Source organism: Bradyrhizobium sp. USDA 4473 (assembly GCF_054063335.1).
This window is the reverse complement of the sequence record NZ_JBSSGE010000001.1, coordinates 4,481,367-4,494,112: the sequence shown is the minus strand read 5'-3', so window position 1 is coordinate 4,494,112 and position 12,746 is coordinate 4,481,367. Positions and strand designations below refer to the sequence as shown.

Annotated in this window: 10 protein-coding genes and 1 pseudogene; 2 read left to right on the top strand and 9 right to left on the bottom strand. The window is 64.8% G+C overall.

Features of this window, described 5'->3' with window-relative positions; all coding sequences use genetic code 11:
- Positions 1 to 18: 18 nt before the first annotated feature.
- Positions 19 to 1,212, top strand: coding sequence for a CaiB/BaiF CoA transferase family protein (locus tag ACVW17_RS20900; protein WP_456753664.1), 1,194 nt, complete (start codon positions 19 to 21; stop codon positions 1,210 to 1,212).
- Between the two features lie 97 nt (positions 1,213 to 1,309).
- Here ACVW17_RS20900 and ACVW17_RS20895 read toward each other — a convergent pair whose 3' ends face one another.
- The 9 genes and pseudogenes from ACVW17_RS20895 to ACVW17_RS20855 all read right to left on the bottom strand — a co-directional run bounded on the left by ACVW17_RS20895 (position 1,310) and on the right by ACVW17_RS20855 (position 11,788).
- Positions 1,310 to 2,821 carry a tripartite tricarboxylate transporter permease gene (locus tag ACVW17_RS20895; RefSeq protein WP_456753663.1) on the bottom strand — a complete coding sequence of 504 codons (1,512 nt, stop codon included), beginning with the start codon at positions 2,819 to 2,821 and terminating at the stop codon, positions 1,310 to 1,312.
- A gap of 22 nt (positions 2,822 to 2,843) precedes the next feature.
- A complete protein-coding gene (locus tag ACVW17_RS20890; RefSeq protein WP_456753662.1) occupies positions 2,844 to 3,386 on the bottom strand; it encodes a tripartite tricarboxylate transporter TctB family protein in 543 nt (180 codons plus the stop codon).
- A 76-nt stretch (positions 3,387 to 3,462) separates the two neighbouring features.
- Positions 3,463 to 4,560 carry an S-methyl-5-thioribose-1-phosphate isomerase gene (gene mtnA / locus ACVW17_RS20885; RefSeq protein WP_456753661.1) on the bottom strand — a complete coding sequence of 366 codons (1,098 nt, stop codon included), beginning with the start codon at positions 4,558 to 4,560 and terminating at the stop codon, positions 3,463 to 3,465.
- Complete coding sequence (locus tag ACVW17_RS20880) at positions 4,557 to 5,432, bottom strand: S-methyl-5'-thioadenosine phosphorylase (RefSeq protein ID WP_456753660.1); 876 nt, start codon at positions 5,430 to 5,432, stop codon at positions 4,557 to 4,559. Before ACVW17_RS20880 ends, mtnA begins: the two co-directional genes overlap by 4 nt.
- Positions 5,433 to 5,641: 209 nt before the next feature.
- Positions 5,642 to 6,619: a Bug family tripartite tricarboxylate transporter substrate binding protein gene (locus ACVW17_RS20875; RefSeq protein ID WP_456798988.1), complete on the bottom strand. Its 978-nt coding sequence runs from the start codon at positions 6,617 to 6,619 to the stop codon at positions 5,642 to 5,644.
- A 438-nt stretch (positions 6,620 to 7,057) separates the two neighbouring features.
- On the bottom strand, positions 7,058 to 7,855 hold the full coding sequence (locus tag ACVW17_RS20870) for an enoyl-CoA hydratase/isomerase family protein (RefSeq protein WP_456753659.1): 798 nt from the start codon (positions 7,853 to 7,855) through the stop codon (positions 7,058 to 7,060).
- Between the two features lie 33 nt (positions 7,856 to 7,888).
- A pseudogene (locus tag ACVW17_RS20865) lies at positions 7,889 to 9,083 on the bottom strand (pyridoxal-phosphate-dependent aminotransferase family protein).
- A gap of 116 nt (positions 9,084 to 9,199) precedes the next feature.
- The gene (locus tag ACVW17_RS20860; protein WP_456753657.1) at positions 9,200 to 10,483 is read right to left on the bottom strand and encodes an MFS transporter; all 1,284 of its coding nucleotides are present in this window, start codon (positions 10,481 to 10,483) and stop codon (positions 9,200 to 9,202) included.
- A gap of 105 nt (positions 10,484 to 10,588) precedes the next feature.
- The gene (locus ACVW17_RS20855) at positions 10,589 to 11,788 is read right to left on the bottom strand and encodes a pyridoxal-phosphate-dependent aminotransferase family protein (protein ID WP_456797817.1); all 1,200 of its coding nucleotides are present in this window, start codon (positions 11,786 to 11,788) and stop codon (positions 10,589 to 10,591) included.
- Positions 11,789 to 11,920: 132 nt separating this feature from the next.
- On the opposite strand from ACVW17_RS20855, the gene ACVW17_RS20850 reads away from it, so the two are divergent.
- Complete coding sequence (locus ACVW17_RS20850; RefSeq protein ID WP_456756489.1) at positions 11,921 to 12,673, top strand: GntR family transcriptional regulator; 753 nt, start codon at positions 11,921 to 11,923, stop codon at positions 12,671 to 12,673.
- Positions 12,674 to 12,746 lie beyond the last annotated feature (73 nt).

The window sequence follows — 12,746 nt, the reverse complement described above, 5'->3', positions numbered from 1 at the left end:
CAAACAAGAGGTGTCTCAATGCCCTTTCCCCGCGCATCCCAAGCCCTGTCCCGTTTCACCGTGCTGGACTTGACCCGGGTCCGCTCCGGGCCGACCTGCGTGCGCCAGCTCGCCGATTGGGGTGCCAACGTCATCAAGATCGATGCGCTGCTGGAGGACGGCGGCGGCGAGCAGCCGGGCGGTCCCCGCGGCGGCTCCGACTTCCAGAACCTGCATCGCAACAAGCGCGCGATGACGCTGAACCTCAAAGACCCCAAGGGGCTCGAGGTGTTCAAGCGGCTGGCCGAGCAGGCCGACGTCATCGTCGAGAACTTTCGCCCGGATGTGAAGGGCAAGCTCGGCATCGACTATGAGAGCATCCGCAAGATCAATCCGAAGATCGTCTACGGCAGCATCTCCGGCTTCGGCCAGGACGGCCCCTATCACAAGCGCCCTGGCTTCGATCAGATCGCGCAGGGCATGGGCGGCCTGATGTCGGTGACCGGCGCGCCCGGCCAAGGCCCGATGCGGGTCGGCATTCCCGTCGCCGACCTCACCGCGGGCCTGTTCTGCGCGCTCGGCATCCTCACCGCGCTGCTGGAACGTGACGTCTCCGGCGAAGGGCAGTGGGTGCAGACCTCGCTGCTGCAGGCGCAGATCTTCATGCTGGATTTCCAGGCGGCGCGCTGGCTGATGGAGAAGGAAGTCGCCAAGCAGGCCGGCAACAACCATCCGACCTCGATCCCGACCGGCGTGTTCAAGACCTCCGACGGCTACATCAACATCGCCACCACAGGCGGGCGGATTTGGGAGCGCTGCGCCCAGGCGATCGGCGCGCCCGACTTGATCGCCGACCCCGACTACGCCACCGCGCCGGCGCGCTCGAAGAACCGTGACGCGCTGAATGCGCGGATCAACGCGCTCACCGAAAAGAAGTCGACCGAGACCTGGGTGCAGGAACTCAACGCCGCCGGCGTGCCGTGCGGGCCGATCTACTCGATCGACCAGATGTTCGAGGACGCCCAGGTCAAGCATCTCGGCATGGCCCAGCACGTGCCGAACGACGAGAACCGGCATATCCAGCTGGTCAGCCAGCCGGTGACGCTGTCGCGGACGCCGAGCAAGATGGTGGCGCGGCCTCCTGAATTCGGCGAGCAGACTGAGCAAGTGCTGGCCGAGTTCGGCTTCGGCAGTGACGAGATCGCCGAGCTGCGCCAGCGCAAGGTCGTCTAGTCTAGACTAGAGCTCTGCTCCTATCACATCGGAACGGAACGCCAAATTCTTGTCTTCGCGAACCGGTGTCCACTTCGCTCGAAAACGCTCTGGAACCTCACGCCTTTGCCGGCCGTAGCAGACCTGCGACGCCGGCAAAGGCCCGATCGATCACCGGCCAGAACAGCAGCACGATCGCCAATGTCGTGATGCTGCCGACGAGGCCGTTCGACCAGAACACCTTCATGTCGCCGCCGGAGCCGATCATCGAGAGCCGGAACGCGTCCTCGGCGCGGCTGCCGAGCACCAATGCCAGCGTGAACGGCGCAAGCGGAATGCCGATCTTCTTGAAGACATAGCCGACGACGCCGAAGCCCAGCATCAGCCAGATGTCGAACATCGCATTCTGGATCGCATAGGCGCCGATCGCGCAGGACACCACGATCATCGGCGCCACCGCCGCGAACGGCACGCGCAGGATCGAGGCGAAGATCGGCACGGTGGTCAGCACCAGCACGAGGCCGACGACATTGCCGAGGTACATCGAGGCGATCAGGCCCCAGACGAAATCCTTGTGCTCGACGAACAGCAGCGGGCCCGGGTTGAGGCCCCACACCATCAGGCCGCCGAGCAGGATCGCGGCAGTCCCTGAGCCTGGAATGCCGAGCGCAAGCATCGGCAGCAGCGCCGAGGTACCCGAGGCGTGGGCGGCGGTCTCCGGCGCGAACACGCCTTCGATGCGGCCCTTGCCAAAACTTTCCTGATCCTTGGAAAAGCGTTTTGCCAGATTGTAGCCCATGAATGAGGCCGCGATCGCGCCGCCCGGCGTAATGCCGAGCCAGCAACCGATCACCGAGGAGCGCAGCAGCGTCACCCAGTATTTCGGCAGGTCCTTCCACACCGACAGCACCACGCGCAGCGAGATGCCGGCGGCATGTCCGCGGAGCGCGAGGCGCTCCTCCATCGTCAGCAGGATCTCGCTGATGCCGAACAGGCCGATCACGGCGACGAGGAAGTTGATGCCGCGCAACAGCTCGGCCGAGCCGAAGGTCATGCGCAGCTGACCGGACACCGTGTCCATGCCGACGCCGGCGAGCAGCAACCCAAGCGACATCGAGATGACGGTCTTGTGCTTGGCTTCGCGGCCGAGGCCGACGAACGAGCAGAACGTCAGCAGATAGACCGCGAAGAATTCCGGCGGGCCGAACTTCAGCGCGAATGACGAGATCATCGGCGCCAGGAAGGTGATCAGCAGCACCGCGACCAGCGAACCGATGAACGACGAGGTGAACGCCGCGGTGAGCGCTTCGGCCGCCCGGCCCTGCTGCGCCATCGGATAGCCGTCGAAGGTGGTCGCGACCGACCAGGCTTCGCCGGGGATGTTGAACAGGATCGAGGTGATGGCACCGCCGAACAGCGCGCCCCAGTAGATGCACGACAGCATCACGATGGCCGATGTCGGGTCCATCGTGAAGGTCAGCGGCAGCAGGATCGCGACGCCGTTCGGGCCGCCGAGCCCCGGCAGCACGCCGACGAAGATGCCGAGCACGAGGCCGACCATCATCAACAGCAGCGTCTTCCACGTCAAAAGGACGGCGAAACCATGCAGCAGGAGACCGAAAGCTTCCATGTCTCGAGATCCTGTCGATCGCTCAGTACCCGAAGGCCGCTTCGAGCGGCCCCTTCGGCATGATGACGTCGAATGCGATGTCGAAGGTCACGAACATCGCGGCGGTGAAGATGAAGGCGGTCAGCAGCGACTTCCACAGCGCGATCTTGCCGACCAGGCGCATGAAGCCCGCGATCAGGAGAAAGCTCGCGACATAGAGGCCGAGATACTGGGTGGCGAGGCAGAACAGGAAGGTCGGCACGAACACCGCCATCACGCGGCGCAGCTGGGCGCGGGTGACAAAGGTCTCGGCAGCTTCCCGGCGCGACACGAAGGCGGCACCCAGCCCATAGAGGCTGGCGGCGCCGAGGATCACCGAAAGATAGAACGGAAAATAGCCCGGCTGCGGTCCGGTCGAATCCCACGAGGCGCCGGTGCGCCAATTGTCCCAGCCCAGCACCACTGCCAGCGCAAGCAACAGCAACGAGACGACGACATCGACGACGCCGGTGGAGACGACGGCCGGGGAATTCTCTTCAGGCGCGGTCGGATCGTCGACGACGATCTCAAGTTCGGTGTTGGACATGGACTGGACGGTCCGGGTTGCGAGGGCAACGATGGGGATAGCGCGCAGATGCAATCACCGTCAATGCAGCCTTCAGCTAACTGGATCGTTCGGGAAACGCGCTCGCAAGTGCAGCACGATTCGCATCGAGCACGCCGCGCTCGGTGATCAATCCCGACACCAGCCGCGCCGGCGTCACATCGAAGCCGAAATTGACGACGCCAGAGCCGTCCGGAACCACGCGCACGGTCTCGATCCGTCCGTCCGCCGTCCGCCCGGTCAGGTGCGTGACCTCGCTGGCCGCACGCTGCTCGATCGGAATTTGCCTGATGCCGTCATCGATACTAAAGTCGATGGTCGGCGACGGCAGCGCGACATAGAACGGCACGCCATTGTCGTGCGCCGCGAGCGCTTTCAGATAGGTGCCGATCTTGTTGCAGACGTCACCATTGGCGGCGACGCGGTCGGTGCCGACGATCGCGAGATCGACCATGCGATGCTGCATCAGATGGCCGCCGGTGTTGTCGGGGATCACGGTGTGCGGCACGCCGTGATGGCCGAGCTCCCAGGCGGTGAGCGAGGCACCCTGATTGCGCGGCCGCGTCTCGTCGACCCAGACATGGACCGGGATACCGCGATCATGCGCCTGGTAGATTGGTGACGTCGCCGTTCCCCAATCGACGGTTGCAAGCCAGCCGGCATTGCAATGCGTCAGCACGTTGACCGGCTCGCCCGGCTTCTTGGTCGCTGCGATTTGTTCGATCAGGCCGAGCCCATGGCGGCCGATCTCGCGGTTGATCTCGACATCCTCGTCGGCGATTGCGCGGGCGCGGGCATAGGCCGCATCCGCCCGCGCCGACATCGCGACCGGGGCGAGCGCGCGCTGCATCTCGTCGATTGCCCATTTCAGATTGATCGCGGTCGGCCGGGTCGCGGCCAGCATCTTGCCGGCGCGATCGAGCGCGGCGTCGGAAGCATCGGCGCGCATCGCCAGCGCCATGCCGTAGGCCGCGGTCGCGCCGATCAGCGGCGCGCCGCGGACCAGCATCGAGCTGATGGCCTCGCCGGCCTCGTCCGCCGTCGTGATCTTCGCAACGACGAATTCATGCGGCAACCGGCGCTGATCGATCGCGCCGACCGACCAGCCGTCGGGCTCGAGCCAGATGCTGCGGAAATGGCGCCCGTCGACCTTCATGACTGCAACACCCGTCCGGCGACCGCATCGAGCTTGGCAAGCAGCTGCGGATCGCGCGCCGTGGGCGCCGTGATCAGCGCGGTGTCCAGCGCGCGGTCCGAGCCGATCGGACAGGGCTCGTGGTCGCGCGGGAAATCCCGCGCCAGCCGCGCCACCAGCGCCTTGGCCTTCTCGGCGTTCGAATTCAGCACGCGGATGATGTCCTGCACCGTCACCGCATCATGCGCCGGATGCCAGCAGTCGAAATCGGTGACCATTGCCACGCTGGCGTAGCAGATCTCGGCCTCGCGGGCGAGCTTGGCTTCCGGCATGTTGGTCATGCCGATCACCGAATAGCCCTGCGCCTTGTAGGTCAGGCTCTCCGCAAGCGAGGAGAATTGCGGCCCTTCCATGCAGAGGTAGGTGCCGCCGCGCGCGAATGCGATGCGCTCGGCTTCGGCGGCGGCCGCGAGATGCTTCACCAGCAGCGGCGACACCGGATGCGCCATCGAGACATGCGCGACGCAGCCTCTGCCGAAGAACGAGCTCTCGCGCTTATGGGTGCGATCGACGAACTGGTCGACCAGCACGAAGGTGCCCGGCGGCAGTTCTTCCTTGAATGAGCCGCAGGCGGACAGCGCGACCAGGTCGGTGACCCCCGCCCGCTTCAGCACGTCGATATTGGCGCGATAATTGATGTCGGACGGCGACAGCGCGTGCCCCGGGCCGTGCCGCGGCAGGAACACGATCGGCAATCCGGCGATCTCGCCACGGCGCAGCGTCGCGGATGGTTCACCCCATGGGCTCGGGATCGGCTCGTCGCGGACATTTTCCAGGCCCGGCAAATCGTAGATGCCGGATCCGCCGATGATTCCGAGAACGGCCTTGGTCATGATCGCTCCTCACGCTCCCGCAACGGCGGCATCATGCGGCGCAATATCGATGGCGCAGCCGCGCGATGCAAGGCGTTTCCGGGCGGAAGGTAAAGCAACGAGGGATGCGCAGCGTACGTCGGGCCAGCGTCGCTGGCCATTTGCTCCGTCATTCCGGGGCGATGCGAAAGCATCGAACCCGGGATGACGGAAGGTTCACGGCCGCAACCTTACTTCGCGACGAAGCCCGCCGCGTTCATCAGCGAGGCATTCTGCTTGTCGTCATCCTCGAGGAATTCGACCATGTCCTTGCCGGTGAGGAAGATCGGCTTCAGCGCCTGCTTCTCCATGTAGTCCTTGTATTCCGGCGTCTGCGTCACCTTCTGGAACAGGTCGACATAGAACGCCTGCTGCTCCTGCGTGACCTTGCCCGGCAGGAACATCGCACGCAGCATCAGGTACTGCACGTCCAGCCCCTCTTCCTTGCAGGTCGGGATATCGTTCCAGGACTGCGTGTCGGTGACCTTGGTCTTGTAGGAGATCCGCTCCTTGTCGAACACGCAGAGCGCGCGGACCTGGCCGGCGCGCCAGACTTCGAGATTCTCGCTGGGATTGTTGACGTTGGATTCGGTGTGACCGCCGACCAGCTGGGCCGCAGCCTCACCGCCGGACTTGTACGGCAGATAGGAGAATTTCGCGCCGGTCTTCTGCTCCATGAACACGGTCAGCACGTGATCCTCGCGCTTGGAGCCGGTGCCGCCCATCTTGAAGGGCGCGCTTGCCGCCTTGGCAGCATCGATGAACTCCTTCACGGTCTTCGGACCCGCGGTGTTGTCCCACAGCACGAACTGGTCGAGCGCGATTACCGACACCGGCGTGAGGTCACGCCAGTTGAACGGAATCTTGGCCGACAGCGGCAGCATGTAGATCAGCGAATAGGCGATCAGCACCTTGTTGGGATCGCCTTCGCTCGACTTCATGTACATCAGCGCTTCCGCGCCCGACGCGCCGCCCTTCAGCGACACCACCATCGGCTGCTTCATCAGATTGTTCTTCTGGATCGCCGCCTGCATCATGCGCGCCATCTGGTCGGAGGCACCGCCGGCGCCGGCCGCAACCACGATCTCGACCGGCTTGCTCGGCTCCCAGCCGGCAAACGCCGGCGTGCTCAGCAAGAGGGCCGCGATTGCAGCCGTGGTTTTTACAATCTGTCCCACGTGTTTCTTCCCTATCTATTTGTTCGGCTTGGCAAAATCTGCGAAGCGGAGCGCGTGCATCATTGTGCCGAGAATGAGGGTGAGTTCAAGCCGCCGAACCGTCGCATGGCGTATGACTTTGGAATGAGGTGGGGTGCAACGTTGCGAGGAGCAGACCGGGTAGAGTGGGCAAAAGCGCGCCGCTTATCCGCTGTCGTCCCTGCAAAAGCAGGGACCCATAACCATAGGGCTGTGTTGTTGAAGCAAGCTGTGGCCCACAGCGCAGCAAACCAACCGGCATCGGTGGCTATGGGTCCCTGCTTTCGCAGGGACGACACCGAGTTTGCTGCGATGGATTCTGGGCTCGTGCTTCGCACGTCCTCAGGTGCGCAATTGCGCACCGGCGAATGGCGACGGAGAGCCCCGCGCGCCCAGAGCCTCTCGCAGCCGCTACTTGCCCTTGAAGTTCGGCGCGCGCTTGTTGAGGAAGGCGTCCATGCCTTCGCGGAAATCCTCGCTCATGTAGGCGCGCAGGATCAGGTCTTCGCCTTCCTCGCGCGACAGCGTGCGGCGGATGCGGCGCACCGCTTCCTTGGTCACCTCGAGCGTGATCGGCGCATGGCCGGCGACGAGCTTCGCGGTCTCGTTGGCGCGGCGCTGCAAGGTCTCCACATCGGGCACGACCTCGTTCAACAGCCCGAGGGCCAGCGCTTCCGGCGCCTCGACCAGCCGTGCCTTGAAGATCAGGTCCTTGGTCCGCGCCGGGCCGATCAGCGACACCAGCCGCGAGATGTTGGACATCGACAGGCAGTTGCCGAGCGTGCGTGCGATCGGGAAGCCGATCCGCGTCGCCTCGGTGCCGATGCGGATGTCGCAGCAGGCGGCGATGCCGGCGCCGCCGCCGGTGCAGGCGCCGGCGATGGCCGCGATCACCGGCACGCGGCACTGTTCGAGCGTGCCCAGCACGCGGTCAATCCGCGCCTCGTAGTCCAGCGCATCCTGCGCGGTCTTGAACGCCCGGAACTGGGAGATGTCGGTGCCGGAGGCGAACGCCTTGTCGCCGGCGCCGGTCATGATCAGCGCCTTGATCTGATGATCCTGATTGATGCTCTCGCAGATCGAAGCCATCTGCTCGTACATCGCAAAGGTCAGCGCATTGCGGGCCTGCGGCCGGTTGAACGTGATGCGCGCGATGCCGTCCTCGACGGAGTAGATCAGGTCTTCGGTCGGTGCCACGGGCGCGTTCATGTCTCGCTCTTTCTGTTGGTTACGATTTGATATTCAGGCGACCTTCGAGGCCTGCGCGACGTCGCGGCCCTTCAGGACCTCCATCGCCGCCAGCACGCCGCCGCCGCGATGCGGCACCTTGGCCAGATCAAGCCCCATCTCAACGCCGGACAGCGTGCCCATCAGCATCAGATCGTTGAAGTGACCGATATGGCCGATCCGGAACACCTTTGCCCTTGACCTTGTTGAGGCCGGTGCCGAGCGACATGTCGAAATTATCCAGCACGACCTTGCGGAAGTGATCGGCGTCGTGGCCGTCAGGTACCCGCACGGCGGTCAGCGCCGGCGAATGCGCGCCCTGCTCCTGACACTGCGTTTCCAGACCCCAGACCTTGATCGCAGCGCGGGTCGCTTCGCTGTGGCGCTTGTGGCGGGCGAACACGTTCTCCAGCCCCTCCTCCTCCAGCATCTTGACGGCCTCGCGCAGGCCGAACAGCAAGTTGGTGGCGGGGGTGTACGGCCAGGTGCCGGCCTTGTTGATGTTGATGACCTCCTGCCAGTCCCAGTAGGAGCGCATGCCCGGATTCGCCCTGGCCACCGCCAGCGCCTTCTCCGATACGGCGTTGAAGCCGAGGCCGGGCGGCAGCATCAGCCCCTTCTGGGAGCCGGCGATCGAGACGTCGATGCCCCAGGCGTCGTGCTCGTATTCCAGCGAACCGAGACCGGAGATGGTGTCGACCATCAGCAGCGCCGGATGCTTCAGCGTGTCGAGGATCTTGCGCACGTCGCGCGGATAGGTGACGCAGGCGGTCGAGGTCTCATTATGGACCACGCAGACGGCCTTGATCTTGTGCGCCTTGTCGGCGGCGAGCCTGGCCTCGATCTGCTCGAGGTCGGCGCCGTGGCGCCAGTCGCCCGCAATGAAGTCGACGTCGAGCTTGAACTTGTCGGCAATGCCGTGCCACAGCACCGCGAACTGCCCGGTCTCGCACATCAAGACCTTGTCGCCCGGCTGCAGCGTGTTGACGATCGCGGCCTCCCAGGCGCCGGTCCCGGACGACGGGTAGATGATCACGGGCTGCTTGGTGCGGAACACGCGCTGCATCGCCGACATCACGGCGAAGCCGATCTCGGCGAATTCGGCGCCGCGATGGTCCATGGTCGGCATATCCATGGCCCGCAACACCCGGTCCGGCACGTTGGTCGGTCCCGGAATCTGCAGAAAATGCCTTCCAGTATGCACGGTCATGAGCGTCTTTCCCGGTCTTGCCTTGGTCTTGGTAAGCCGCTCGCATATCACTATTCGCCGGGTTTGTCCTAGGCCCGTCGGGAGGCCGTCATGCATATCTGACGGCCGGCAGCCCCTCATTCGGCGGCCACCACCTTGCCCGGCGCCACCAGTTCGCCGGTCTCCTCGAACGGCCGCTCGGGGTGCATCAGGAACGCCGAGAAGCCGCCGAGCAGCAACAGGCCCATCGACATCAGGAACGGCAGGTACCAGTTGCCGGTGGCGTCGATCACGAAGCCTGCAACCAGCGGCGAGACGATGGCCGCGAAGGCCGAGCCGGTGTTCATGAGCCCCGCGGCGGTGCCGGAATATTTCGGTGCGATGTCCATCGGGATCGACCACATCGGGCCGATCACCAGCTCGGCGCAGAAGAAGCCGGCCGACAGGCAGAGCGCGACCACCGTGATGTCGTGAACGAACAGGATCGGCATCAGCGACAGCAGTGCGCCGGCAAAGCCCACGATGGTTACGCTGAGCCGCGCCAGCCGCACGTTGCCGGTGCGTTCGAGGATGCGGTCGGAGATGACGCCGCCGATGCTGTCGCCGATCACCCCGGCAAAGAACACGCCGGATGCGAACAGCGCCGAGTTCTTCAGATCCAGGCTGTAGTTGTTCTTGAAGAACAGCGGCAGCCAGTTGAGGTAAAGCCACAGGCACCAGCCGTAGCAGAAATAGGTCAAGGTCACCGGCCACATCCGCTGCAGCAGCGGTCCCCATGGCACCTTCGGCCGCTCGCCTTTAGGCCGCGGCGGCAATGTCGCGAGCTCGGCTGCGGTGATCGCGCCGTGCTCCCGCGGCTCGTTGCGGAAGTACCAGACCCACACGATGCCCCAGATCAGACTGACGATGCCGAGCGCGACGAACGCGCCGCGCCAGGTCAGCCACAGGATCAGGAGCGCGACCACCGGCGGGGTGATGGCGTTGCCGAGCCGCGCGAACGAATGCGTCAAACCTTGTGCGAAGCCGCGCCGGTTGGCCGGCGTCCAGTACTGCATGGCGCGCGTCGCGGTCGGGAACGTCGCGCCTTCGCCGAACCCGAGCGCAAAGCGCGCGACGAACAGCGCGGCAAGACCATGGACGAAGCCCGTCATGATGGTCGCCGCCGCCCAGATCATGCCGCACCAGAACAAGGTCTGACGTGGTCCAAAGCGATCGCCGACCCAGCCGCCGATCACCTGGAACAGCAGATACGGATAGGCGAAAGCCGAGAACACCAGGCCGAGCTGGGTGTTGGAGAGACCCAGCTCCTTCTGGATGTCGCCGGCCGCAGTGCCGATGTTCACCCGGTCCACATAGGTGATGAAATACATCACGCAGAGCATGGCCAACACGACATGGGTGGCCTTGAACCGAAGCCTCATATCCCCTCCCCTCCGCGACTTTTTTGAGCTTGCTGACGCCGGCTGCCAAAGCATGATCCGGACAAGCGCGAGGCGGTTGTCCGAAGAGATCATGCTCAACAAGAGCTAGGTGCCGACCACCTTCAGATGCGACGCGTTGCGCTGATCGCGCTGCTCGAGAATCTTCATCGCGGCCTCGACACCGCCCGCGCGGTGCGGGACGCCGGCGATCGACAAGCCCATCTCGACGCCGGTGAGCGCGCCAAGCAAGGTCAGCTCGTTGCACTCGCCGAGGTGACCGATGCGGAACACCTTGCCGGCGACCTTGGACAGGCCAGAGCCGAGCGACATGTTGAAATTCTCGAGCACGACCTTGCGATACTGATCGGCGTCATGGCCGGGCGGCATCAACACCGCGGTCAGCACCGGCGAGAACTCCGAAGGCTCCTGGCACAGCACCTCGAGGCCCCATTGGTTGACGGCAGCCCGCGTCGCGGCGGCCAGCCGCTGGTGACGCGCGAACACCTTGTCGAGGCCTTCCTCCAGCAGCATCGCGATGGCTTCGCGCAACCCGTAGAGCAGGTTGGTCGCCGGCGTGTAGGGGAAGAAGCCCTTGGCGTTCGGCTTCAGCATCTCCTCCCAGTCGAAATAGGAGCGCGGCATCTTGTTGCTGCGCGACGCGGCGCGGGCCTTGTCCGAGATCGCGTTGAAGCCGAGGCCGGGCGGCAGCATGAAACCCTTCTGCGAGCAGCTGACGCTGACGTCGACCTTCCATTCGTCGTGCCGGTAATCGACCGAGCCGAGCGAGGAGATGGTGTCGACCATCAAAAGCGCCGGATGCGCGGTGCGGTCGATGGCGGCACGGATATCCGCGATCCGGCTGGTCGCGCCGGTCGAGGTCTCGTTGTGGACCACCATCACCGCCTTGATGCTGTGCGCAGTGTCATCGGCGAGTTTGGCTTCGATCCGGGCGGGGTCGGCGCCGCGGCGCCAGTCGCCGGGGAGGAAGTCGACCTCGATGCCGAACCGGCCGGCGAGCTGCCGCCACAGCGTGGCGAAGTGGCCGGTCTCGACCATCAGGACCTTGTCGCCAGGCGACAGCGTGTTGACGATCGCGGCTTCCCAGGCGCCCGTCCCGGACGACGGGAAGATCACCACCGGGCCTTTGGTCTGGAAGATCCTGGCGCTGCCCTCCAGCACCGTCCGGCCGAGCTCGCCGAATTCGGCGCTGCGGTGGTCGATGACCGGCATGTCCATCGCGCGGAGAATGCGATCGGGGACGGGGCTCGGCCCGGGAATCTGCAGAAAATGGCGCCCTTGATGCATGAGATCCTCCTAATCGCCGGAATTCGACCCTTCGGGAAGTCTTTTTGCATTCATTTTTTGTCTTTTCAATCGAATTTTGGTATTCGATTACGGAGATCGACGCGACCGCGCCGCCAAATTATTGTTCAGAATATGAAATCCGCGATTCCCGAGACCGGGGTTCCGATCACCCCGCCCACCGCCGGCAATGGCAGCGACCGCCAGGAGGCCTCACTGCACGGCGAGGTGCTGCTGCGGCTGCGCGACTACGTGGTGGAAGGCAACATCCCCGAGGGCGCCCGCGTTCCGGAACGGCAGCTCTGCGAAATGCTCGGGATCTCCAGGACCCCGCTGCGCGAGGCGCTCAAGGTGCTGGCCGCCGAGGGCCTGATCGAACTGCTGCCCAATCGCGGCGCACGGGTACGCCAGCTCAGCCAGCGCGACCTCGAGGAGCTGTTCGACGTGATGGCAGGGCTGGAGAGCCTCGCTGGACGGCTGGCCTGCGAGCTGATCACCGACGAGGAAATCGCCGCGATCGAGCGGCTGCACTACGAAATGTACGGCCACTACCTGCATCGCGACATGCACGGCTATTTCCAGATCAACCAGCAGATCCACGAGAGCATCGTCGCGGCGGCGCGCAACGGTACGCTGAAGACGACCTACGCCAACTTCGCCGGCCGGATCCGCCGGGTGCGCTATTCCGCCAATTTCGCCCGCAAGCGGCAGCGTTGGGGCGAGGCGATGCGCGAGCACGAGGCGATCCTCGATGCGCTACGCCGCCGCGCGGCGAGCGAGCTCAGCGATATCCTGTTCCAGCATCTTCGCAACAAGCGGTCCGCCGCGATCGATCACCTCGCCGAAGGTCAGGACGCCGACCTGGAAACGACGCCCCAGGGCGACTAGGGGTGAGCCTGGGGGAGCGCGACGAGATCGCAATCCTTGCCCATTCTGAATTCATAATATAATTCTCACGTCG

Excerpts from the sequence above, each read along its gene's own strand:
- ACVW17_RS20900 (WP_456753664.1), top strand. The coding sequence starts at position 19 with ATGCCCTTTCCCCGCGCATCCCAAGCCCTGTCCCGTTTCACCGTGCTG.
- ACVW17_RS20895 (WP_456753663.1), bottom strand. The coding sequence starts at position 2,821 with ATGGAAGCTTTCGGTCTCCTGCTGCATGGTTTCGCCGTCCTTTTGACG.
- ACVW17_RS20890 (WP_456753662.1), bottom strand. The coding sequence starts at position 3,386 with ATGTCCAACACCGAACTTGAGATCGTCGTCGACGATCCGACCGCGCCT.
- mtnA (WP_456753661.1), bottom strand. The coding sequence starts at position 4,560 with ATGAAGGTCGACGGGCGCCATTTCCGCAGCATCTGGCTCGAGCCCGAC.
- ACVW17_RS20880 (WP_456753660.1), bottom strand. The coding sequence starts at position 5,432 with ATGACCAAGGCCGTTCTCGGAATCATCGGCGGATCCGGCATCTACGAT.
- ACVW17_RS20870 (WP_456753659.1), bottom strand. The coding sequence starts at position 7,855 with ATGAACGCGCCCGTGGCACCGACCGAAGACCTGATCTACTCCGTCGAG.
- ACVW17_RS20860 (WP_456753657.1), bottom strand. The coding sequence starts at position 10,483 with ATGAGGCTTCGGTTCAAGGCCACCCATGTCGTGTTGGCCATGCTCTGC.
- ACVW17_RS20855 (WP_456797817.1), bottom strand. The coding sequence starts at position 11,788 with ATGCATCAAGGGCGCCATTTTCTGCAGATTCCCGGGCCGAGCCCCGTC.
- ACVW17_RS20850 (WP_456756489.1), top strand. The coding sequence starts at position 11,921 with ATGAAATCCGCGATTCCCGAGACCGGGGTTCCGATCACCCCGCCCACC.